Origin of the sequence: Halopiger aswanensis (genome assembly GCF_003610195.1) — an archaeon.
GTDB classification, from domain to species: domain Archaea; phylum Halobacteriota; class Halobacteria; order Halobacteriales; family Natrialbaceae; genus Halopiger; species Halopiger aswanensis.
Genome location: NZ_RAPO01000002.1, coordinates 605,426 through 627,207 on the forward strand (window position 1 = coordinate 605,426; position 21,782 = coordinate 627,207).

The 21,782-nt window shown below is 66.6% G+C and carries 20 protein-coding genes; 17 read left to right on the forward strand and 3 right to left on the reverse strand.

Annotated elements, in window-relative coordinates; translation table 11 throughout:
* Positions 1 to 4 precede the first annotated feature (4 nt).
* Both ATJ93_RS10100 and ATJ93_RS10105 read right to left on the reverse strand, forming a co-directional pair.
* Positions 5 to 694 (reverse strand): MBL fold metallo-hydrolase, encoded by a 690-nt coding sequence (locus ATJ93_RS10100; RefSeq protein ID WP_120244525.1) that lies wholly within the window; start codon positions 692 to 694, stop codon positions 5 to 7.
* A gap of 76 nt (positions 695 to 770) precedes the next feature.
* Positions 771 to 1,958 (reverse strand): cystathionine gamma-synthase, encoded by a 1,188-nt coding sequence (locus ATJ93_RS10105; RefSeq protein WP_120244526.1) that lies wholly within the window; start codon positions 1,956 to 1,958, stop codon positions 771 to 773.
* Between the two features lie 128 nt (positions 1,959 to 2,086).
* Between ATJ93_RS10105 and ATJ93_RS10110 the strand changes: the two genes are divergently transcribed.
* From ATJ93_RS10110 to ATJ93_RS10150, 9 genes are all read left to right on the forward strand, one after another.
* Positions 2,087 to 2,509, forward strand: coding sequence for a hypothetical protein (locus tag ATJ93_RS10110; RefSeq protein WP_120244527.1), 423 nt, complete (start codon positions 2,087 to 2,089; stop codon positions 2,507 to 2,509).
* A gap of 109 nt (positions 2,510 to 2,618) precedes the next feature.
* Positions 2,619 to 2,927 carry a 50S ribosomal protein L21e gene (locus ATJ93_RS10115; protein ID WP_120244528.1) on the forward strand — a complete coding sequence of 103 codons (309 nt, stop codon included), beginning with the start codon at positions 2,619 to 2,621 and terminating at the stop codon, positions 2,925 to 2,927.
* A gap of 15 nt (positions 2,928 to 2,942) precedes the next feature.
* The gene (locus ATJ93_RS10120; protein WP_013881564.1) at positions 2,943 to 3,299 is read left to right on the forward strand and encodes an RNA polymerase Rpb4 family protein; all 357 of its coding nucleotides are present in this window, start codon (positions 2,943 to 2,945) and stop codon (positions 3,297 to 3,299) included.
* 231 nt (positions 3,300 to 3,530) lie between these two features.
* Complete coding sequence (locus tag ATJ93_RS10125) at positions 3,531 to 4,127, forward strand: DUF655 domain-containing protein (protein ID WP_120244529.1); 597 nt, start codon at positions 3,531 to 3,533, stop codon at positions 4,125 to 4,127.
* Positions 4,128 to 4,208: 81 nt separating this feature from the next.
* Complete coding sequence (locus tag ATJ93_RS10130; protein WP_120244530.1) at positions 4,209 to 4,685, forward strand: universal stress protein; 477 nt, start codon at positions 4,209 to 4,211, stop codon at positions 4,683 to 4,685.
* 247 nt (positions 4,686 to 4,932) lie between these two features.
* A complete protein-coding gene (locus ATJ93_RS10135; protein WP_120244531.1) occupies positions 4,933 to 5,904 on the forward strand; it encodes a D-2-hydroxyacid dehydrogenase in 972 nt (323 codons plus the stop codon).
* A 97-nt stretch (positions 5,905 to 6,001) separates the two neighbouring features.
* Positions 6,002 to 6,841, forward strand: a complete 840-nt coding sequence (locus tag ATJ93_RS10140; protein ID WP_120244532.1) for a 16S ribosomal RNA methyltransferase A — start codon at positions 6,002 to 6,004, stop codon at positions 6,839 to 6,841.
* A 91-nt stretch (positions 6,842 to 6,932) separates the two neighbouring features.
* On the forward strand, positions 6,933 to 8,093 hold the full coding sequence (locus tag ATJ93_RS10145; RefSeq protein WP_120244533.1) for a mechanosensitive ion channel family protein: 1,161 nt from the start codon (positions 6,933 to 6,935) through the stop codon (positions 8,091 to 8,093).
* A 1-nt stretch (position 8,094) separates the two neighbouring features.
* A complete protein-coding gene (locus ATJ93_RS10150; protein WP_120244534.1) occupies positions 8,095 to 8,691 on the forward strand; it encodes a HemK2/MTQ2 family protein methyltransferase in 597 nt (198 codons plus the stop codon).
* Here the strand turns inward: ATJ93_RS10150 and ATJ93_RS10155 are convergent.
* Entirely contained in the window at positions 8,688 to 10,079 is a 1,392-nt protein-coding gene (locus tag ATJ93_RS10155) for a GntP family permease (RefSeq protein ID WP_120244535.1), read from the reverse strand. The two genes, ATJ93_RS10150 and ATJ93_RS10155, sit on opposite strands and share 4 nt — an antisense overlap.
* Before the next feature lie 278 nt (positions 10,080 to 10,357).
* On the opposite strand from ATJ93_RS10155, the gene ATJ93_RS10160 reads away from it, so the two are divergent.
* The 8 genes from ATJ93_RS10160 (at position 10,358) to ATJ93_RS10195 (ending at position 21,761) form a co-directional block, all read left to right on the forward strand.
* Positions 10,358 to 11,575 carry an outer membrane protein assembly factor BamB family protein gene (locus tag ATJ93_RS10160; protein WP_120244536.1) on the forward strand — a complete coding sequence of 406 codons (1,218 nt, stop codon included), beginning with the start codon at positions 10,358 to 10,360 and terminating at the stop codon, positions 11,573 to 11,575.
* A 228-nt stretch (positions 11,576 to 11,803) separates the two neighbouring features.
* Positions 11,804 to 12,811, forward strand: a complete 1,008-nt coding sequence (locus ATJ93_RS10165) for a 5-methyltetrahydropteroyltriglutamate--homocysteine methyltransferase (RefSeq protein ID WP_120244537.1) — start codon at positions 11,804 to 11,806, stop codon at positions 12,809 to 12,811.
* Positions 12,808 to 13,884, forward strand: coding sequence for a methionine synthase (locus ATJ93_RS10170; protein WP_120244538.1), 1,077 nt, complete (start codon positions 12,808 to 12,810; stop codon positions 13,882 to 13,884). Before ATJ93_RS10165 ends, ATJ93_RS10170 begins: the two co-directional genes overlap by 4 nt.
* Positions 13,885 to 14,069: 185 nt before the next feature.
* Positions 14,070 to 14,696, forward strand: coding sequence for a nitroreductase family protein (locus ATJ93_RS10175; RefSeq protein WP_120244539.1), 627 nt, complete (start codon positions 14,070 to 14,072; stop codon positions 14,694 to 14,696).
* Positions 14,697 to 14,782: 86 nt separating this feature from the next.
* Positions 14,783 to 15,817 (forward strand): hypothetical protein, encoded by a 1,035-nt coding sequence (locus tag ATJ93_RS10180; protein WP_120244540.1) that lies wholly within the window; start codon positions 14,783 to 14,785, stop codon positions 15,815 to 15,817.
* Between the two features lie 224 nt (positions 15,818 to 16,041).
* Positions 16,042 to 18,576 (forward strand): glycoside hydrolase family 3 protein, encoded by a 2,535-nt coding sequence (locus ATJ93_RS10185; RefSeq protein WP_120244541.1) that lies wholly within the window; start codon positions 16,042 to 16,044, stop codon positions 18,574 to 18,576.
* A 279-nt stretch (positions 18,577 to 18,855) separates the two neighbouring features.
* Positions 18,856 to 20,301: a short-chain fatty acid transporter gene (locus tag ATJ93_RS10190; protein WP_120244542.1), complete on the forward strand. Its 1,446-nt coding sequence runs from the start codon at positions 18,856 to 18,858 to the stop codon at positions 20,299 to 20,301.
* Positions 20,302 to 20,306: 5 nt separating this feature from the next.
* Complete coding sequence (locus tag ATJ93_RS10195) at positions 20,307 to 21,761, forward strand: TIGR00366 family protein (RefSeq protein ID WP_120245241.1); 1,455 nt, start codon at positions 20,307 to 20,309, stop codon at positions 21,759 to 21,761.
* Positions 21,762 to 21,782: the final 21 nt, after the last annotated feature.

Below are 21,782 nucleotides of genomic sequence, written 5' to 3' on the forward strand. Positions count from 1 at the left end.
GAGACTATTCGTCGGCCGAGTGCTCGGCGATTTCCGCGATCCGATCGCTCCCTTCGTCCACGTAGCCGCCGTGGTAACAGACGGTGTGCTCGACCTCGAGGTCGGCCAACTTCCCGACGGACTCGAGCGCGCGGTCCATGTCGGGCGTGAACTCGGGCCGCGGGCCCGCAAGCGTCTCGTCGTCGACGACGAGCGCGTCGGCCGCCAGCAGCAGGTCGCTCTCGGGGAAGTGCAGGGAGGTGTGTCCCGGCGTGTGACCGGGCGTCTCGAGGACCTCCATCGGCCCGGCCAGCGTCGGAATCCGGACGCCCTCGACGAGTTCCAGATCGACCGAGACGGGCGGGTAGCGGTCGTCGCCGTCGCCCTTGATCGGGTCCCGTTCGCCGGCGACGTACGGCGCTTCGTCGCGGTGGGTCGCGACGGTCGCGTCCGTCCGCGCGAGGAGATCGTCGAGGCCCCCGGCGTGATCGGCGTCGTGGTGCGTGATCAGCGCGAGCCAGACGTCCTCGAGGTCGTAGCCGAGGCTGTCGATGTGCGTCTCGAGGTAGCGGATGCTGTCCTCGGGGCCGACGTCGATCAGGACCAGGCCGCGCTCGGTTTCGACGACCGCGGGGTTGAACGTGACCTCGCGCTCGCCGTACTCGACCGTGATCGGGAGCGCGTGCAAGCCGGGTTCGTCGTCTCGGGTGGTCATACGCGGCCGTTCGGTCGACAACGGGAAAGAACTGCAGGATCGTCGCTCGAGAGCGAACCGACCGGTCGAACCGCGATTACTCGAGGGCGGCGTCGATCGCCTGCTCCAAGTCGGCGATCAGGTCGTCGACGTGTTCGATGCCGACGCTCGCCCGAATGAGGCTGTCCTCGAGGCCGGCTTCGATTCGTTCCTCGCGGGGGATGGCGGCGTGGGTCATCGGCGCGGGCTGTTCGATCAGGCTCTCGACGCCGCCCAGGCTCTCCGCGAGCGTGAAGACCTCGGTGTTCGAGACGACCTCGCTGGCTTCCTCCATGGTGGCGTCGAGTTCGAAGCTCACCATTCCGCCGAAGTCGTCCATCTGCTCGCGTGCGATCTCGTGACCCGGGTGGGACTCGAGACCGGGGTAGTAGACGCGGTCGACGTCGGGGTGGTCCTCGAGCCACTCCGCGATCGCGCGGGCGTTCTCGCAGTGGCGATCCATCCGAACGGGGAGGGTCTTCGTCCCGCGGAGGACGAGGAACGACTCGAAGGGGCCCGGCGTCGCGCCGACGGCGTTCTGGTAGAAGCCGAACTCCTCGTCTAACTCCTCGTCGTTGGTCAGCAGGGCGCCGCCGACCACGTCGGAGTGGCCGCCGAGGTACTTGGTCAGCGAGTGCGAGACGATGTCCGCGCCCAGGTCGAGCGGGCGCTGCAGGTACGGCGTCGCGAAGGTGTTATCGATCGCACAGAGCGCGTCGTGTTCGTGGGCGATCTCGGCCGCGCCTTCGATATCGACGATCGACAGCAGCGGATTGGTCGGCGTCTCGAGCCAGAGCAGTTCCGTCTCTTCGCGGAAAGCGTCCTCGATGGCCTCGAGGTCGGTCATGTCGACGAAACTGAAATCGAGGTCGTAGTCCTCGTAGACCTGCGTGAAGATGCGGTGGGTGCCGCCGTAGACGTCGTTGCCCGTCACGACGTGGTCGCCGGCCTCGAGCAGGTTCAGGACCGTATTGATGGAGGCCATCCCGCTGGCGAAGGCCCGTCCGTACTCGGCGTTCTCGAGGCTCGCGAGGTTCTGCTCGAGGTCGGTGCGGGTTGGGTTGCCGGTCCGGGAGTACTCGTAGCCGCGGTGCTCGCCGGGCGCGTCCTGCTTGTACGTCGAATTGGCGTGGATCGGCGTCATCAGCGCGCCGGTCTCCTCGTCGGGGTCCTGCCCGGCGTGGATCGACCGGGTTTCGATCCGATGGTCGTCGGGCTCGGAGCTGCCGTCGTGCTCGTCGGTCATGGTCGAGACGAGGCGCGGGCGGCAGTTACGTCTGTCCTTCGTCGGCCCGCCGTGTCAGAGAGTGTCCCGCTTTCGGACGGTGTCGACCGGATACGCTTTTCCCGCGTAGTGTGAATGCAACAACACGTATGGGACGACCCTGGAAACGAATCGCGCTCGATTTCGTCGTCGGGATTACGGCACTGATCGCGGCGCGACAGCTCCGTCTGCTCGAGGGCGATGCCGATTCCGACGACGGCGATGACGACGACCGTTCAGTTCGGTTGGATCCCGAATGGGCGCTCGTCGGCGCCGCCTCGAGCGTCGGCTGGACGTACGCATACGATATCGACGCGCTCGGCCTGCGGCGGTCGGCGAAACGACGGCTGGCGCTGACAGCGTGCTGGACCCTCTTCTCCCGCCGGTTCCTTCCGAACGACGTTTCGAACGACGTCTCGAGGACGTACAGTCACACCGTCGGCACGGGCATCGGAGCGCTGTGCTACCGGTTCTGGTTCGGGCTCGTCCGCCCGCGGCCCGGATCGTGGGGCTCGAACGGAGCGAGTGAGTGACGGCATCGGGAACCGCGTCCGTCGAATCCGCGGGGGTCGCCCGCGCGGGCGCTGACGAACCCGGAACGTGCGTTTTATAACCATCACCAAGTAAGAGGGGCGTACGACTATGCCGAACTCTAATGGCCCACGTCAAGGAACCCGAGGCAAACTCTCGAACGATCCGCGAGACCGCGGCTCCTCGCCGCCCCAGCGCGCGATTCAGCAGTACGAGGAGGGCGAGAAGGTCCACCTCAAGATCGACCCGAGCGTCCACAAGGGTCGCTTCCACCCGCGCTTCGACGGACACACCGGCGAAGTCGTCGGCAAGCAGGGCGACGCGTTCAAGGTCCGCATCAACGACGGCGGCAAGGACAAGACGCTGATCGTGACCGCGGCCCACATGCGCGCCCAGGACCGGTCCGAAGACCGGGTCTGAGCCCTACAGAACAAGATGACGATCTTCAAAGAGATCGTCGACGAGGAGTTCCTCACCGTCTCGGAAACCAAGGAACTGCTCGCCGACATCGAAGCCGAACGCGCACTGGACGAGGAGCGCGAACTCCCCTACGAACTCGCGCGAGCGATCGAACACGCCAACCGATTCGCCGTCCTCGAGCCCGAGGAGGCCCAGCAGCTCGTCGACGACCTGCAGGACCTCGAGAAGGTCGACGAGCCGACGGCCTACAAGATCGCCAACCTCCTGCCGCGCAACCGGGACGAACTCCGGTCGGTCTACGCACAGCAGCGGTACTCGCTGTCGGGGGACGAACTCGACGAGATTCTCAACGTCGTGGCGCAGTACGCCTGAGCCGGTGTCTGTTTCGGGCTTCGATTTCCGAGCGTCGGTTGCCGGGCAGGTGTGCAGTGTCGGAGTTCGTTTCGACAGCGACGGCCATAGAGCGCATTCGGCAGTGACGCCCCGGAAGCGAGTGTCGCGGTCGCAGGTCGCCACGGGCGGAGGTCCGCGCGACCCACCCGCGGTGGTGGCTCCTGAACATGGGCCGACTCTTTAAGTACAGCGTACCCGTATTCGGAGATAATGAGCGAAGCCGACGGCGACGAGACGGACGTTCGGCGCGCAGTCGTGTTGGACTACCTCGCACACGGGCTGTCGGACGACGGGCGACCGCAGTACGAGAAGTCTCCAGCGGGATATGCGCTCGAGGTCGACGAGTTCCGCCTCTATCAGGTCGCATTCGACGAGGACGAACGGCTCACGATCGGCAGCGAGGTGGTCGTCGAGCCGCCGGAAGAACGCACGGTCGTCACCAAAGCCCACCGCGTCGACTACGAGGACCTCTCCTCGGGCGCCCAGTCGGAGCTCGAGTACGTGGTCCAGGACTTAGTCGAGGAAAACGAGGAGCGGTTCGTCGACTTCTACAACGAGGCCCAGCCGATCACGCTGCGGCTCCACCAGCTGAATCTGCTGCCGGGCATCGGGAAGAAGCTCCGCAACAGCATCCTCGACGAGCGAAAGCGCAAGCCCTTCGAGAGCTTCGAGGAGCTGTCCGAGCGGGTCTCCGGACTCCACGATCCCGACGAGATCCTCGTCGAGCGTATCCTCGAGGAGCTTCGCGACGACGACCTGAAGTATCAAACGTTCGTCGGTCGACAGGAAGAGGAAAACGCCCGCTAACGTGCCACGCAGCGGGCTGCTCGGACATCCTGCTGACCGGTCACCAGTACGTTTAAGAATACGGGAACTGAAAGGAAAACGATGATTGAGACGATTTTACTCGCGATCGGTCCGAGCGATAGCGACCGCATCGACGAACTGACCCAGCAGACGATCGACGTCGCCGAGCCGACGGGTGCGACCGTCGTTCTGGCACACGTCATCTCGACCAGCGAGTACGAGGACGAGGTCCACAACTACCACGAGGCCATCGACAAGATGGGTATCGACCTCGAGAACCGGGATCTCACACCCGAAGCGCTGGCCCGGGAGACGGAGCCGGTCAGCGAGATTTCCGATCGACTCGAGGAGGCGGGCGTCGACGTCGAGATTCGCGCCGCGGTCGGCGACCGCGCCGAGGAGATCATCGAACTAGCTGAGGATGTCGACGCCGACAACGTCATCGTCGGCGGCCGAAAGCGCTCGCCGACGGGGAAGGCGGTGTTCGGCAGTACGGCCCAGAAGGTGCTGCTCTCCTCGCCGTGTCCGGTCACGTACGTCCGGAGCGGCACGGTCTGAGCACCGCCGGATAGCACCGACTTGCGGGGGGACGGCACGAATCACAACGTAGGTCATCGCCATCGCTCGCGCTTCGGTCAAACGACAGGAGACAGGGGGAGGGAAGATTATCTCGCCGTTGTCACCGCGCTGATCGCAGTATGCGGGCAGAACGTACAGACCGTATCCGTAGCCGTCGAGTACCGACCTTTAATAGCCCAGTCCGTGAACCCTCGCGGCGACGGCCGCCAGCGGCCGCGCTCAGACGATGACTGACATCGACATTCTCGTCCTGCGACGCGGGACGCACGGCATACCGGCGCGGGAGTACGTCGACGCTCTCGAGGACCGACTCCCGGACCGCCGGATCGAACTGGCGACGACGCCCCGAGAAGAACGCGACCTCGCCGAGCAGGCGCGCGTAATCACCTCCACGGACATCGATCTCGACCTGCTCGAGCGAGCAGCCGCCCTCGAAGTGTTCGCGGGCGTCGCGGCCGGCTACGGTCACCTGCCGCTCGAGGAGTTGGCCGAGCGCGGCGTCGCGGTGACGAACGCGTCGGGGATTCACGCGCCCAACATCGCGGAGCAGGTGTTGGCGTACGTGCTGGCCCACACCCGAAACCTCCGGACGGGCTACGAACGTCAGGCCCAACGGGAGTGGCGCCACTTCCAGGCGGGTGAACTGCAGGGGTCGACGGTGACGGTCGTCGGCCTCGGCGCGATCGGGACGGCGATCGCCGAGCGCCTCGAGCCCTTCGGCGTCGAGACGATCGGGGTCCGCTATACGCCCGAGAAGGGCGGGCCGACGGACGAGGTGATCGGCTTCGACGCGGACGCTCTCCACGAGGCGCTGGCCCGGACCGACTACCTGCTGATCGCCGCGCCGCTGACCGAGACGACGCGGGGGCTGATCGGCGAGGCCGAACTCGAGACGCTGCCGCCGGACGCGTACCTGGTGAACGTCGGTCGCGGCCCGATCGTCGAGACGGACGCGCTCGTGACGGCGCTTCGCAAGGGCCACCTCGACGGCGCGGCGCTGGACGTGACGGATCCGGAGCCGCTGCCCGAGGACCACCCGCTCTGGAACCTCGGGAACGTCACGATCACGCCGCACAACGCGGGCCACAGTCCGAAACTCTGGGATCGACTGGCGGATATCGTCGCGGAAAACGTCCGGAAACTGGACGATGGTGCCGACCCCGAAGCGCTGACGAACCTCGTTCGCGCGCCGGAGTAGCGGGTACCGGTGCGAACCTCGAGGCTGGCGACTGCGATCCGCTCGAGCGGAACCCCGAGACGGTGCGTTTACACGCACCCCCGCCCAACCGCCGGCAATGAGAGACCCCGACGCGCTGATCGCCCGGGCCGGCGTCCGCGGCGATCCGGACCGCGACCAGCACTTCCTCGTCGACGACCGCGTCCTCGATCGGCTGCCGACCTATTTAGAGGAGATCGACGCCGATACAAGCCACCTACTCGAGATCGGCGGCGGAACGGGGGCGCTGACCGACCGCCTCCTCGCGATCGCGGACGCGGTGACGGTCGTCGAGCGCGACCGAAAGCTCGCCGCCTTCCTGCGGGAGGAGTTTCGCGAGGCGATCGACGACGGGCAACTCACCGTGATCGAGGGAGACGCCCTCGAGGTCGATCTGCCCGACTTCACGGCCTCGGTGTCGAACCTTCCCTACGGCGTCTCGAGCGAGATCGCCTTCCGCCTGCTGCCGGAAGGGAAGCCGCTCGTGCTGATGTTCCAGCAGGAGTTCGCCGAGCGGATGGTCGCCGAACCCGGCACCTCGGAGTACGGCCGGTTGTCGGTTTCGACCCAGCACTACGCCGACGTGGAAATCGTCGAGTCGATCCCGAAGGAGGCCTTCTCCCCGCCGCCGGCGGTCCAGAGCGCGGTGATTCGCGCGGTGCCGCGAGAGCCCGACTACGAGGTCGACGACGAGGAGTTCTTCCTGCGGTTCGTGAAGGCCCTCTTTACGCAGCGCCGGAAGACGATCCGGAACGCGATCCGGAACACGGCCCACATCACGAACCTCGAGGCACCCGACGCGGTCGTCGAGGCGGCCGACGAGGACCTACTGCAGAAGCGAGCGGACGCGATGGAACCGCAGGAGTTCGCCGCGCTGGCGCAACTGGCACTCGAGGTCGGCGAGCCGGCGGACGACTGATAGCGACTCGCTGGCACGGTCGTCGACTCGAGCGCCGACCGACGAATACTCAAAGCTGCGCGGACGATTCGCTCGAGAGACGACGATCATCATGGTAGGGGCACTGACCGAACTCGACCGGCTGGGGGGAGAGCTGGTCCAGACGACGGAACTCAAGCTCGTCGTCACCTTCGCCGCCGTCGGACTCCTGCTGTTCGTGCTCCTCTCGTACCGGCAGTTGCAGACGCAACTGAGCGAGCGGCTGCGATCGGTGTACGGGGAGCTCATCTCGACGACGATTCTCGTCGGTACCTGCGCGGGGACGGCTGCCGTCGTCCTCGGCGTCTGGGAGCAGGCCAACACGATCGTCGACATCTATCAGCAGCAACTCGGGTTCGGCGAGGACGTCCTCGCGAAGACGATCGTCTCGATCATCCTCCTCATCGCCACCTACCTCTTCACACGGTTCCTCCGCCAGATCCTCGACGAAGTGCTCGGGTCGTCCTCGGCCGTTACGGACCACCAGCGCGAGATCACCCATCGGATCACGCAAGTGATCATCTGGTCGGTGTCGCTGGTCGTCGTCCTCGGCTACTGGGTCGACGACCTCGGCGGCCTGCTGGTCGGGGCCGGCTTCCTCGGTATCGTCGTCGGTATGGCCGCCCGACAGACGCTCGGCACGGTGCTCGCCGGCTTCGTCCTGATGTTCGCCCGCCCGTTCGAGATCGGCGACTGGATCGAAGTCGAGGACGAGCAGGGGATCGTCACCGACATCTCGATCGTCAACACCCGCCTGCGGAGCTTCGACGGCGAGTACGTCATGATCCCCAACGACGTCATCTCCTCGAGCACGGTGACGAACCGGTCGCGGCGCGGGCGACTGCGGCTCGAGGTCGAGGTCGGCGTCGACTACGAAACCGACCTCGAGCACGCCGCTGAAATCGCCGAATCGGTCGTCGGTGACCTCGAGTACTCGCTGGCCGCGCCGGGACCGCAGGTCGTCGGGAAGGAGTTCGGGGACTCGGCAATCGTCCTCGGCGTGCGGTTCTGGATCGACAAGCCGAGCGCCAGACGCCACTGGCGGGCTCGCACCGCCGCGATCAACGCGATCAAGGACGCGTTCGACGACGAGGGGATCAAGATCCCCTTCCCGCAGCAGGAACTGTCGGGACGGGCCGAAACCGGCGGCTTCCGGATCGCCGGCGACGGAGCGGAATCGGCCGGCGCCGACGGCGACCGCGAACAGCAACTAACGCCACCGGAGGGGAACTAACATGGATCTCAGCGACCGACGCGACGTCGAGACCGAGGTGTACCAGCCGGCCGAAGACTCGCAACTGCTGGCCGCGACGACCTGCGAACGACTCAACGAGAACGACGACGAGTCCGATGCCGACCCTCCGCTCGTTCTCGAGGTCGGCACCGGCTCGGGGTACGTCGCCCGCCGCGTCGACGAGGAGACAACGGCTCGCGTGATCGCGTCGGATCTGAACCCCCACGCCGTCCGGCAGGCCCGCGAGGAGGGTCTCGAGACGGTCCGGGCGGACCTCGTCTCGCCGTTCGCCGACGAGGCGTTCGACGCCGTCCTGTTCAACCCGCCGTACCTGCCGACCAACCCCGAAAACGAGTGGGACGACTGGATGGAACGCGCGCTGTCCGGCGGCGAGGACGGTCGCGCGGTCATCGATCCGTTCCTCGAGAACGTCGGCCGAGTGCTCGCACCAGACGGGGTCGTCTACCTGCTGGTCAGCAGCCTCACCGGCGTCGACGAGGTCGTCGAACGGGCCGGCGAGGAAGGATTCAGCGCCGCCGCCGTCGCCGACGAGTCGTTCCCGTTCGAGACGCTGACCGTCCTCGAGCTATTCCGCTAAGCCAGCGGCAGGATCGTCGAGAAGACGAGCGTGCTGATGAGGCCGACGACCCCGATGAGAATTGTCGAGACGGTCCACGTCTTCAGCGTCTCCGCCTGGGTGAGCCCGCCGATCTCCTTGACGATCCAGAAGCCGCTGTCGTTGTACCACGAGCAGAAGGTCGCGCCGGCACCGATCGCCATCACGAGGTAGGCGGGATTGGCGGCCATGGCGTCGGTCAGCGGCGCCGCGATGCCGGCCGTCGTGGTGATCGCGACCGTCGCTGAGCCTTGAACGACGCGGACGCCGGCCGCGATCAGCCACGCCGTCGCGATGACGCCGAGACCGATTTCCTGGAGGCCGCCGGCGATGAAATCACCCGCACCGGCCTGCTGGAGCATGTACCCGAACGCGCCGCCGGCGGCCGTGATCGCCGCGATGTTCCCGCCGCTCTTGAGGGCCTCCGTGAGCTCGTCCGAGAAGTCGTCGCTCGAGAGGTCGCTCATCCGGTAGTAGGTAAACGCCGCCGACAGCGCGGCCACCGTCAGCGCGAAGTTCGGATCGCCGATGAACCCGGTGAAGCCGGCGAGGGCGCTGTCCTCGCCGAGGGCGGTCTCGACGACGGTGTTCGAAGCGACGAGCGCGACGGCGAGGAAGATCGGTAGCTGGGCTTCGAACAGCCCCGGCAGTTCGCTGGTCGGCGTCTCGACTTTCTCCTCGATCTCCGCGACCGTCGTTCCCATCGCGTCGCGCAGCGGAATCTCGATGCGGTTGTTGATCCAGTAGCCGTATCCCAGTCCTGCGACCAGCGCGGTCGGCAGCCCCGTGAGCAGTCCGATGAGGATCGTCGACCCGAGGTCGGCGCCGACCTCGCCGGCCGCGAGCAGCGGGCCGGGAGTCGGCGGGACGAACCCGTGGGTGACCGCTCCGGCCGCGCCGATAGCGACGATAAACAGGGCGTAGTTTCGCCCGGTTCGCGACCGGGCTGCCCGTGCGAGCGGCGCGAGCAGGTAGAACACGTTATCGAAGAAGACCGGGATCGACATGACGAAGCCGCTGCTGAACAGCGACACCTCGGAGTTCTCCTGGCCGAACACGCCGTTGAAGAACCGGACGATACGGTCCGCAGCGCCGCTCTCGATCATCGCTTTTCCGATGATCGCCGCCATCAGGATCGGAATCCCGATCCCCGCCATGTTTTCGCCGAACGCCCCCGCGAACTCGCTGGGGACGTCGGCGAACGCGATGGCCGGCGCGACGACGCCTACGGCGAGCCCCGAGACGACCAGCGCGATGAACGGCGGCAAGTCGAGGACGACCAGCAGGAGAACGATCGTCGCGATCCCCACGACGAGCGCGATGAGCGGTGCCTGTCCGCCGATCTGCAGTGGTGTGGTAACGGGAGCCATATACCGGATCGTTCAATAACGTGCGTGTTAGCAATTATCAACCATTTCCTGAATGTTGGAGCGCGACGAGTGTCGTCGTCGGTGGAATCGAGTCCACGCGTACCGCTTCGAACGCAGTCCCTCCCGCAACTCGAGCGCCCCGGCGAGACGGTTTCGAACCCTCCATCGCCGTCGCCGAGGCGTTTCCTGGTCGGGACGGTGCCGTCCTCGAGCCGTTTCGGAGACCGCGTCGCTCCTCAAAATACTTATTCCTGGTTTGAGAAGTCGACCGAACGGACATGCCCTCTAGACGGACGTTTCTGACGACCGCCGTCGCCGGGAACCTCGCGCTCACCGGATGCTCAGCGTTGTCGCGGACAGCGACTTCGACTCCGGAACCGGACGATCCGCCGCCGTCCGGCGTCGACGAACTGCCCGACCCCGACGGACACGTTGCCGGCGCCACCGGCGACTGGTCTACCTTCGGCTGTAACGCGGCCAATACCCGCGCGGTCGCCGACGGCGAAGCGCCGGTCGACGTCGTCAGCGAGCGCTGGCGCGTCGAGGTTTCCGGGTTCACCCAGCACGAACCCGTCGTTGCTGACGGCCGGGTCTATCAGACGGATCACCGGACGCTCCGGGTTTTCGACGCTGCCGACGGGACGGAACTGTGGACGCTCGAGGACGTCTGGGCATCGCCGCTGCTCTGGAACGACGTGGCCTACGTCCCGACGCGCGGCGGCCTCCAGGCCCTCGAGGCTGCGACGGGCGAGCGGCTGTGGGTTCGCGAGTTCGACACGCCCGGCCGGGTGACGACGCCGGCGACGTACGCCGGCCGCCGTCTGGTTTGTGGGGCGGGCGAACAGGTCGTCGCGCTCGATCCGGCCGACGGCGCTGTCGAGTGGCGACGCCAGGTGTACGGACGACTCCTCGATCATCCGGCCGTCTTCATGGGCTACGGATTCGCCCTTGCGACCGAGGCCGGCGAGGTCTACCTGCTCGAGGAGAACGGCATGGGCTGGCGGCGGTGGCAACTCCCCGCGCCGCCGATGTGTCCGCCGACGGCCGGACCCGACTCGCTCTACATCTCTTGCCAGGACGCGCAGACGTACGCACTGATGGACGAGGGGACGACGTCCGATGCAACGACCGACTGGACGACTGACACCGGCTGGATCAAACACGGAATCGGGCTCGTCGACGGGATCGTCCTCGGCGTCGGCAGTCAGGAACTCCACGCGCTCGATTCTGAGACCGGCGATCGGTACTGGACATACGCGACGGGCGACTGGATACGCACAGCGCCGGCCTACGGCCGGGACACCGTCTTCGTCGGCGGGGATCGACTACGGGCGCTCGACCCGACGCCGGGGGACGACCCGGCCGACGGCCCCGCGCTCCGGTTCGAGCGGGCGTTCGCCGGTCGCGTCGGCCCGGGCCCGGTGCTCGACGACGGCGTCCTCTACGTGATCGCGGAAGTCGACGACGAAACGTACGCGTTGCTGGCGCTCGAGTGACTCGAATCGGACAACAGTCGACCAGCGGCGACGGGAAACGGCGACTCGCTCGAGGGCAGTCGGGCCAATCGAGGAAGAGTCACGTCGGTGCGCGAATTTTCGGCGACGTCCCGTCCGTATCGACGGATGAACCAGCGACTTCTGTCACTATTTTCTCGCATTGATTACTGGGGGGCATTAGATGGTATGGAAAATATTAAGCGTCGGTATAGCTTACCGATGCCTACGATGACCGACTACGTTTCGACCACGCCGGGGCTCTATCCGCTCCCGGACTGGGCGAAAGACGACCTTTCGGACCTCAAGGGGCACCAGAAACACGACCTCATCAGCGGCGACGAAAGCGAGGAGATCACCGCGGCCTACGAGGAGGCCCGCGAGGAAGTGATCGGCGTCCAGCAGGACGCCGACCTCGACCGCATCGTCGAGGGCCAACTGCGCTGGGACGACATGCTCGCGCACCCGCTTGCCGTCCACGACGCCGTCGAGACCCGCGGCATCGTCCGCTACTACGACAACAACAACTTCTACCGGGAGCCCGTCGTGCAGGACGACCTGGACTTCTCCGGCGACGTCGCCTCGGAACTCGAGGCCGCCTCGGAACTGCTGGCCGAGGACGACGACCTGCAGGCCGTCCTTCCCGGCCCGTACTCGCTGGCCGACCTCGCGACCGACGAGCAGTACGGCGACGAAGCCGAGTTCCTCGGCGCGATCGCCGACTTCCTCGAGGGCGAAGTCGACGCCTTCCCCGAGCACGAGACGCTGTTCCTGCTCGAGCCCTCGCTGGTCGAGTCGGCGCCCGAAGACGGCCTCGACGAGCGCGCCAGCGAGGCGATCGATCAGGTCGCCGGCGCCACGAACGCCGACGTCGTCGTCCAGCCCTACTGGGGCGCCCTGGAGGAGAAGGTCTACGCGCACCTGCTCGACGCCGATATCGACGCGGTCGGCTTCGACTTCGTCGCTGAGCAGGACGACAACCTCTACAACATTCAGGAGTACGGCGCGACCGACGACGTCTCGCTGGGTCTGGCGGACGGCCAGAACACGCTCGTCGAGGACCCCGAAGCGATCCGCGACCGCGTCGAGTGGGTCTACGACCAGCTGCCCGTCGCCGAGTTCGAGACGGTCTACCTGACGACCAACACCGAGACGTTCTATCTCCCCTACGGCAAGTTCGAGGAAAAGCTCGAGATCCTTGCCGAAGCCGCGGCCCTCGCGGAGGTGAAAGCAGCATGAGTTCGAACGAAAACAAGGACCAGTTCCGACCCGAGGATCACGAGAACGACCACTTCCTGCTGACGACCGTCGTCGGCTCCTACCCCAAGCCCAAGTGGCTAAATCGTGCGAAGGAGCTGTACCAGGACGAGGACCACGAGTTCGACGAGGACGACTGGCAGGAGGCAAAGGACGACGCCGCCCGCCTGATCACGGACGAACACGAGCGCGCCGGCCTAGACGTGGTCGTCGACGGCGAGATGCGGCGCAACGAGATGGTCGAGTTCTTCGCCCACCGCATCGAGGGCTACGAGTTCAACGGCCCGGTCAAGGTCTGGGGCCACAACTACTTCGACAAGCCCTCCGTCGTCTCGGAGGTCGAGTACGACGACTCCTGGCTCGTCGACGAGTACGAGTTCACCGCCGCCGCCAGCGACCGTCCGGTCAAGGTCCCGATCACGGGCCCCTACACGCTCGCGAACTGGTCCTTTAACGAGGCCTACGACGACGACGAGGAACTCGCCTACGATCTGGCCGACCTCGTCAACGAGGAGATCGAGAAGCTCGTCGACGCCGGCGCCCGCTACATCCAGATCGACGAGCCCGCCCTCGCGACCACGCCCGACGACCACGCCATCGTCGGCGAGTGTTTAGAGCGCATCGTCGCCGACATCCCCGAGGAGGTCCGCATCGGCCTGCACGTCTGTTACGGCGACTACTCCCGTATCTACCCCGAAATCCTCGAGTTCCCCGTCGACGAGTTCGACCTCGAGCTCGCCAACGGCGACTACGAGCAGTTGGACGTCTTCAAGGACCCCGACTTCACGAAGGACCTCGCCCTCGGCGTCTGCGACGCCCACGTCGCCGAGGTCGAGTCCGTCGAGCAGATCGAGGCGAACATCAAGAAGGGCCTCGAGGTCGTCCCGCCCGAGCAACTGGTCGTCTCGCCGGACTGCGGCGTGAAGCTGCTGCCCCGCGAGGTCGCCTACGGCAAGATGGCGAACATGGTGGAGGCGGCCCGCAACGTCGAACGGGACCTGGACGAGGGCAACATCGACATCGAACGCGGCACGGCCGCGACGGCGGACGACTGATCGGTCGACCGCTGTAGCGTCGGCTCCTCCTTTTCTCTCACTTTTCGCCGTCCCTTTCACCGACTCTCGAGATCGGTAGTGAATCGTTCGTCCGTCACACGAGAACACGATCCGGCGACGCGACCGTTACCTGGTCACCCCGCCGTCCGGGAAAATACACGTATATCGAGCCGAAACAAACTGCCATGCAAGAGACCGCGTCGAAACGAGACGGACTCCGCGACGAAGTCGCCGAACACCGCGACCCCGAGCACGACGTCGATCCGCTCTTCGTCAACCGCTGGTCGCCCCGCGCGATGACCGGCGACCCGCTCGCGGAAGCCGAGTATCTTCCGCTGTTCGAAGCTGCCCGCTGGGCGCCCTCGGCCTTTAACAACCAGCACTGGCGGTTTCTGTACGCCGACCGCGAGGACGAGGAGTGGGACACCTTCGTCGGCCTGCTCAACGAGATGAATCAGGCGTGGGCGACCGACGCGGCCGTCCTCGTGGTCATCGTCTCGAAGACGACGTTCGACCACAACGACGAGCCGGCGCCCACACACGCCTTCGACACCGGTGCCGCCTGGCAGAACCTCGCGCTCGAGGGGACGCGCCGCGGCCTCGCCGTCCATCCGGTGGCCGGCTTCGATTACGAACGAGCGGCCGAGGAACTCGACGTGCCCGAAGCGTACGAGGTGCAGGCGATGGCCGCGATCGGCGAGCGCGCCCCGCCGAAGACGCTGCCGGACGACCTCCGGGAGCGCGAGCAGCCGAGCGATCGGAAGCCACTCGAGGAGATCGTCCATCGGGGCGGGTTCGACGGCGAGGAGTAGACACCCGCTCTCCGGCCGAACTGCCGAGCGCTCGAGGGCGAGGCTTCAAGCTGAACCGCTTTTCGTCCGGCGACCGAACGGGCCGTATGGACGAGGACGGCCCGCTGTCGCGGGACACGCTCAGGGGGCGAACGGGCGAGAGCTCGGTCGCACACTGGTTCTTGCTCGATGCCGACCGGTGGCTGCTCGCGGGGGTGCTCTCGGTCGCGGCCTTCGCGACCTTCGTCGGCCTCGGCACGGTCGCCATGCCGCTCCGGGCAGCGATGGAGAGCGGAACGCCGATCGATACGGCGTTTCAGGCGCTGGTCGCCGCAATTCTCACCGGCGTGACGCTCGTCGTCTCGATCAACCAACTGGTACTTTCCCAGGAGCTCGGGCGGCTGGGCGACCAGCAGGCGTGGATGGACGAGGCGATGGAGTACCGCCGCAGCGTCGAGGAGTTGTTCGGCTCGGTCGGCCCGCCCGACCCGTCGCAGTTCCTGCAGGCGCTCGTGCAGACGAGCAGCGACCGGGCCGAGGCGCTGCGGGACGCGGTCGCCGATAGCGACGACGACCAACTCCGACGGCGGACCGAGCGGCTGGTCGAGAACGTCTGTCGCAACTCCGAGGAGATCCGCTCGCAGCTCGAGACCTCTACGTTCGGCGAGTTCGGCGTGCTGCGGTCGGGACTGAACTACAACTACTCCTGGAAGATCTACGCGGTCAGGCGGTTGCGCCACGAACACGAGGACAGCCTCGGCGAGGACGAACTGGCGGCGTTCGACGACCTGATCGACAGCCTGACGCTGTTCGGCCCGGCGCTCGAGCACTTCAAGTCGCTGTACTTCCAGTGGGAACTGGTCCATCTCACGCGGTCGATCCTGTACGCCGGGCTCCCCGGCGTGGTGGCCGCGACGGCGACAGTGCTGTACCTCGATCAGGAGTCGGTACCGGGAACGACGCTCGGCGTGGATAATCTGGTGTGGGTCGTCAGCACCAGCGCGACACTCTCGCTCGTGCCGTTCTTCCTGTTAGCGGCCTACGTCCTTCGAATTGCGACGATTTCGAAGCGAACCGGTTCCCTCGGGCCGTTCATCCTCCGACGCGCCGAGCGGACGGAGGCGATCGATTGGGAGCAGTAACCGAGTCGTCGGCTGCACGGGATCGACGACTCGAGTCGGTAAGCTCGACTCGCGCAGTGTCGGACTCGACCCGACCGAGACGCGCCGTCACTCGAGCGGGCCGCTCGCCGACGAGTAGTCGAGCCGTATCCGACCTGTATCTCGCCGATACGAACCGCACCGCGACCGTATTCGATTGTACGCTGAAAATGTTTATTATATTTCGAGTTCCGTTACCGCCCCGCATGACGGACGGTAACTCACAGGCGACAGAATCGGCCGAAGTAGACGAGTCGCGGCGGACGTTCATGAAGGCCACCGGCGCCGCGACGGCGGCGTCGGGCGTCGGGCTCGGCGCGAACAGCGCGGCTGCGTCGACGGGCGGCGACCGCCGCTCGATCGACCTCGACCGCCTGCTCGAGGAGATGACCATAGAGCAGAAGGTCGGCCAGATGACTCAGGTCGCGATCGACGATCTCGGCGAGGGGTTCGGCCCCGAGACGGCGTTCAACGATCACGAGGAGCCGGCGACGCTCGGCGAACTCTTTACCGAACTCCACGTCGGCTCGATCCTCAACGGCGGCGCCTCCGGCCCGACCTACGACGGCGAGGAGTTCGTCGCCGGGTTGAATCGGCTCCAGCAGTACAACGTGGCCAACAACGGCACCGGAATTCCGTTCATCTGGGGCGGCGACGCGCTCCACGGAAACACGCTGCTCGACGGCTGTACGAGCTTCCCGCAGCGGCTCAACATGGGGATGACCCGCGACATCGACCTCGTCGAGGACGCGGCGACGCACACCGGCGCCGAAATCGCGGCCATGGGCGGCCACTGGATCTTCGGCCCGACGGTCGACCTGCTGCGGGACATGCGCTGGGGCCGGTTCTTCGAAGGTCACAGCGAGGATTCGATGCTGCTCGGCGAGATGGGGAAGGCCCGCGCCCGCGGCTTCGAACGGAACGGCCGCGTCGCCGCGACGGTCAAACACTTCGCCGGGTACGGGACGCCGAACACCGGTAAGGACCGCGCCCACGTTCGCACGTCGATGCGCGACCTTCGCACCAGACAGCTCCCGGCCTACGAGCGCGCGCTCGAGGAGGCGAAGACGGTGATGGTCAACAGCGGCGCGGTCAACGGCAAGCCGGCCCACGCCTCGAGTTGGCTGCTGATCCAGGTGCTCCGCAAGCGCTTCGACTTCGACGGCGTCATCCTGAGCGACTGGGACGACTTCTACCGGCTCGTCTCAAACCACGAGTACCTGCCCGACACGGAGGACGGCTGGCGCGAGGCGGTCAAGCAGGGAATCGCCGCCGGCGTCGACATGCACATGTGCGGCGGCGAGGTCGCTCCCGCGGACTTCATCGAAACCGTGATCGACCTCGTCGAGAGCGGCGAACTCTCGGAAGCGCGGATCGACGCCTCGGTGCGGCGCATCCTCGAGCTCAAGCTCGAACTGGGGCTGTTCGAGGAGCCGATCGTTCCCGAAGATCAGATCACCGAACTCGTCGGCGGTGCCCAGAGCGTCTCCGAGCAGTTGGCCAAGGAGTCGCTCGTCCTTCTGAAAAACGAAAACGACGCCCTGCCGCTCGAGGGCACCGAACGTGTCCTCCTGACCGGGCCCGGCGTCGAGGACGGGACGCCGAACCGGTTCCTGATGCAACACGGCGGCTGGACGCTGGGCTGGCAGGGAATCGAGGACGGCGACCTCACCGAGGACGGGCCGCGGCCGCGCCAGAACACGATCGAGGACGGGCTGGCCGCTCGACTCGGCGACCGGCTCACGCACGTCCCGACCGAGTTCCGCGCGGCACCGTACGAGAGCATCTACGAGAACTTCGACAACGGCTTCTTCGACGTGACCGACGAGCAGGCGGCGGCGATCCGAAACGCCGCACCCCGGTCGGATGCGGTCGTGATCGTCCTCGGCGAGGGGCCGCACAACGAGGGCTTCGGCGACCGCGACAAGATGCGGTTCCCCGAGGCCCAGCGGGAACTCGTCGAACTCGTCGCCGAGTCAACCGACGACGACGTGCCGCTCGTCGGCGTCATCCTCGCCGGCAGTCCGCGCGGGACCGCCGAAACCTTCGACCACCTCGACGCGGTGCTCTTTGCCGGTCAGCCCGGTAGCGACACCGGCGTCGCGGTCGCTGACACCCTGTTCGGCGACTACAACCCCTCCGGCAAGCTGTCGTTCACCTGGGAAGGCAACGTCGGCCACGTGCCCCAGTTCTACGACGACTACCCGCCGCGCCAGTCCGTCGGCGCCGAGGACCAGCTGGTCCAGTTCGAGTTCGGCCACGGCCTCTCCTACACCGACTGGGAGTATTCGGACCTCTCGCTGTCGCCGGCGACCGTCGCCGATCCGGCGTCGACGCCGACGGTCACGGCGCAGGTCACCGTCCACAACACCGGCGACGTGGCCGGCGACCACATCGTCGAGGTGTACAACACCGAGTCCTACGGGTCGGTCCTCCAGCCCCACCGCCGCCTAATGGGCTTCGAGCGCGTCCACGTCGGCGCCGGCGAGAGCGAACCCGTCACGATCGAACTCGACCTCTCGACGCTCGAGGTCGTCCCCGGCGACGTGCCCGGCCACCGGGCGAAGGTCGTCGAACCCGGCGAGTACGAGGTGGCCGTCGGCGACGCGACGGCGACGCTGACGATCGAACGGGCGGGTCACATCACCGATCCCGAACCGATGCCGGGCCGCTACGACATCAACAACGACGGCGAGGAGGACATCGACGACGTCATGGCGCTGTACCGGCGCCTCGAGTAGGGTAGCGCGCGCTCGATTCCGATTCGAACGGGGCGATAAGCGGTACCGAAACTGATGGTTTCAGCTACTATGATCGCTATCGGACGGCGGGGCGTCAGCAGTAGCCCCTGAATTCTCGGCCTGCAGCCGCCAAGGGCCGTCTGTAATCGTGTCATACAGGCAGCGGATTTAACCCCATCAATGTGTCAGTCCGTGGCAAGACATGGTGCATCGGGTGCCCGTTCGATCGCCAGGGGACGACGCGTCGTACGCCGACCGGCCGCAGACGCCATCGTATCCATGAGTGCTCGAGCCGACGATCACGGGCGGGTTCGGGCCTTTTTCACTGCGCTCGGCGACGTCTCGAGTCGGCTCGTCCAGCGGTATCTCCCGGACGCGTTCATCTTCGCGCTCCTGCTGACCTTTCTGACGATGGTCATCGCGGTGCTGGTCACCCCCGAGGGGCCGGCCGACGTCGCGATCCACTGGGGCGAGGGCTTCTGGGAGGTGATCGGGTTCTCGATGCAGGCGTCGCTCGCCCTGCTGACCGGCTGGGCGCTCGCGGACTCGCCGCCGGTCAAGCGCGTCCTCCGATCGATCGCCGCGATTCCGGACAGCCAGCTGCAGGCGATTTTCGTCGTCGCGCTCTGCGGCCAGTTGCTCGGGCTCTTTCACTGGGGCGTCGTCCTGATCGCCGGCGCCATCCTCGCCCGAGAGGTCGGAATCGAGATGGACGAGAAGGGGATCGAGGTCCACTACCCGCTGCTGGTCGCGGCGGCCTATGCGGGGCTGCTTCCGTGGCATCAGGGCCTGTCCGGCGCCTCGCTGTTGCTCTCGGCGACGGAGGGCCACTTCGCCGAGGAGAGCATGGGCGTGATCCCGGTCTCGGAGACGATTTTCCACCCGTTCAACCTCGCGATCGTCGCCGGCGTCGTCCTGGTGACCGTCGTCGTCATGCCGCTGATGGCGCCCAGGCGGGAGAACGCGACGACCGTACCGAAGGAACAGCTTCGCGGCGCCGACGTCAGCGATATGGCGGCCGACGGCGGCACGAACGCGAACGCCGACGCGGCCGCGCGGCTCCCACACCGGACCCGCGAGTCCGCGCTGAAGGAGATGCTGCTCGATAGCCGCCTCGTCTGTCTCGGGATGGGGCTGCTCATCTGGGTCTACCTGGGCTATCTGTTCGCGACGGAGCCGTTCATGGACGTGTTCGACATCAACGTCTTCATCACGGTGATGTTCGGCCTCGGTTTCCTCGCGCACGGTACGCTGCGCAGCTACATCGACGTCTTCTACGAGGCGATCAAGGGGGCCAGCCAGATCATCATCCAGTTCCAGTTCTACGGCGGAATCATGGGCATCATGGTCTTCTCCGGGCTGGTCGAACTGATCGCCGAGACCGCCGCCGCGTACGCGAGCGACACGACGTGGTACCTGTTCGTGTTCGTCTCCGGCGGCATCGTCAACTTCTTCGTCCCCTCCGGCGGCGGCCAGTGGGTCGTCATGGGCGAGATCTACGCCTCGGCCACCCAGCAGATCTCGGGGACCCAGATGAACCACATGCTCATCGCGTTCGCGATGGGCGATCAGTGGACCAACATGATCCAGCCGTTCTGGGCGCTGCCCGTGCTGGGGATCGCCGGCCTCTCGATCCGCGACATGATGGGCTACGTCGTCGTCCTGTTCCTCTTTAGCGGGCTCGTGCTGGGCGCCGGTGCGCTCGCGATCGGGGTGTTCGGGTGATCGCGATGGCGGGTGAACCAACCTCCTCGAGTTCGAGTTCGAATCCGAATCCGAACTCGAGCGCGAACGCCGGCGGAACCGCAGGCGAGACGCGCGCGGACCGGTACCGCGACGCGTTCGTCCCGACCCTCGGCCGGTACTTCCCCGAGGCGCTGAGCAACGCCGTGGTGCTCGCCGCGCTGGCGCTGCTCGTGACCGTCCCCTTCCTCGAGCCGATGACCCAACTCGAGTTGCTGGGGACCGGCTTCTTCGACCTCTTTAGCGTCCAGATGCTGCTGATCCTCTACTGGGTACTGGGCGCCGCGCTCGTCGAATCCCCGCGGGTCGGCGCAGTGCTCGACCGATTCGCCGCGGCTCTGCCGACGAGCCAAGCGGGAGTCATCTACGCGACTGGGGTCCTCTCGCTGCTGCTGGGCTGGCTCAACTGGGCGCTCGGTCTGATCGGCGGCATTTACCTCGGCCAGCGGCTCTGTCGCCGCGCTCGAGAGAACGGCATCGCCGTCCACTACCCGGCCGTGCTCACCGCGAGCCTGCTCGCGCTCGTGCTCACGAACCAGGGTCTCTCGAGCCCCGGCGGCCTCATGCTGGCCGACGAGAGCGGGTTGGCGAATTTCATGGTCGACGAGGTCGGCTCGATCGCGATGTCAGAATTCCTGTTGCATCCGGTCAACCTCGTCTCGACCGCCGTATTCGTGCTCACGCTCCCCGCGCTCCTCGTCGTGCTGGCGCCGGACGCGGACGCGGCGGACGGCACCGACGATGCGATCACGACCCTCGGCGAGCGAAACGCGCTGCTCGACAGGACGGAGTCGATCGCGGCGGCGTTCGACCACTACTCGCCGGCAGTTCCGCCGGCGGACTGGGAGGTCGGCGACCGCCTCGAGAACTCGCGGCTCATCACCGCGCTCGCAGTCGCCGTTGGCCTCATCTCCGCCGGATGGTACTTCGGGACCGGCGGCCGGCTGACGCTGCCGTGGCTGGCGTTTACGCTGTTGATCCTCGGACTCGCGGTCCAGGGGCCGCCGATGGCGTTCAGAAAGAAGACCGAGGACGCGACGCGGTGGGCGCTCCACGTGGCGGTCCCGTTCCTGCTCTACGCCGGCGTCTGGGCGCTGCTCGACGAGGCAGGACTCTACGGAACGATCGGCGACGCGATCGCCGCGACCGGGGTTCCGGCCGCGGCGTCCTACGTCGTCGCGTTCGCGCTCGGCTTGCTGGTTCCGGATCCGGGCTCCCTGTGGGTGCTCCAGGGGCCGGCAGTCGCCGCCGCGGACGTCGATCTGGTCGGCTCGCTCGTCGCGACGATGTACGGCGCGGGCCTGTCGAACCTCTGGCTGGGCTTCCTGTTCGCGAGCCTCCTCTCGCTGTACGGCTTCGACTGGCGGGAGTTCGTGCGCTACGCCGGCGCGGTCACCGTCTACGTGACGGCCGTCGTTGTCGGACTCCTGCTGCTCTTCTGACTTTCGGTCGGGCCGGCTTCG

Excerpts from the sequence above, each read along its gene's own strand:
- ATJ93_RS10100 (WP_120244525.1), bottom strand. The coding sequence starts at position 694 with ATGACCACCCGAGACGACGAACCCGGCTTGCACGCGCTCCCGATCACG.
- ATJ93_RS10105 (WP_120244526.1), bottom strand. The coding sequence starts at position 1,958 with ATGACCGACGAGCACGACGGCAGCTCCGAGCCCGACGACCATCGGATC.
- ATJ93_RS10110 (WP_120244527.1), top strand. The coding sequence starts at position 2,087 with ATGGGACGACCCTGGAAACGAATCGCGCTCGATTTCGTCGTCGGGATT.
- ATJ93_RS10115 (WP_120244528.1), top strand. The coding sequence starts at position 2,619 with ATGCCGAACTCTAATGGCCCACGTCAAGGAACCCGAGGCAAACTCTCG.
- ATJ93_RS10120 (WP_013881564.1), top strand. The coding sequence starts at position 2,943 with ATGACGATCTTCAAAGAGATCGTCGACGAGGAGTTCCTCACCGTCTCG.
- ATJ93_RS10125 (WP_120244529.1), top strand. The coding sequence starts at position 3,531 with ATGAGCGAAGCCGACGGCGACGAGACGGACGTTCGGCGCGCAGTCGTG.
- ATJ93_RS10130 (WP_120244530.1), top strand. The coding sequence starts at position 4,209 with ATGATTGAGACGATTTTACTCGCGATCGGTCCGAGCGATAGCGACCGC.
- ATJ93_RS10135 (WP_120244531.1), top strand. The coding sequence starts at position 4,933 with ATGACTGACATCGACATTCTCGTCCTGCGACGCGGGACGCACGGCATA.
- ATJ93_RS10140 (WP_120244532.1), top strand. The coding sequence starts at position 6,002 with ATGAGAGACCCCGACGCGCTGATCGCCCGGGCCGGCGTCCGCGGCGAT.
- ATJ93_RS10145 (WP_120244533.1), top strand. The coding sequence starts at position 6,933 with ATGGTAGGGGCACTGACCGAACTCGACCGGCTGGGGGGAGAGCTGGTC.
- ATJ93_RS10150 (WP_120244534.1), top strand. The coding sequence starts at position 8,095 with ATGGATCTCAGCGACCGACGCGACGTCGAGACCGAGGTGTACCAGCCG.
- ATJ93_RS10155 (WP_120244535.1), bottom strand. The coding sequence starts at position 10,079 with ATGGCTCCCGTTACCACACCACTGCAGATCGGCGGACAGGCACCGCTC.
- ATJ93_RS10160 (WP_120244536.1), top strand. The coding sequence starts at position 10,358 with ATGCCCTCTAGACGGACGTTTCTGACGACCGCCGTCGCCGGGAACCTC.
- ATJ93_RS10165 (WP_120244537.1), top strand. The coding sequence starts at position 11,804 with ATGACCGACTACGTTTCGACCACGCCGGGGCTCTATCCGCTCCCGGAC.
- ATJ93_RS10170 (WP_120244538.1), top strand. The coding sequence starts at position 12,808 with ATGAGTTCGAACGAAAACAAGGACCAGTTCCGACCCGAGGATCACGAG.
- ATJ93_RS10175 (WP_120244539.1), top strand. The coding sequence starts at position 14,070 with ATGCAAGAGACCGCGTCGAAACGAGACGGACTCCGCGACGAAGTCGCC.
- ATJ93_RS10180 (WP_120244540.1), top strand. The coding sequence starts at position 14,783 with ATGGACGAGGACGGCCCGCTGTCGCGGGACACGCTCAGGGGGCGAACG.
- ATJ93_RS10185 (WP_120244541.1), top strand. The coding sequence starts at position 16,042 with ATGACGGACGGTAACTCACAGGCGACAGAATCGGCCGAAGTAGACGAG.
- ATJ93_RS10190 (WP_120244542.1), top strand. The coding sequence starts at position 18,856 with ATGAGTGCTCGAGCCGACGATCACGGGCGGGTTCGGGCCTTTTTCACT.
- ATJ93_RS10195 (WP_120245241.1), top strand. The coding sequence starts at position 20,307 with ATGGCGGGTGAACCAACCTCCTCGAGTTCGAGTTCGAATCCGAATCCG.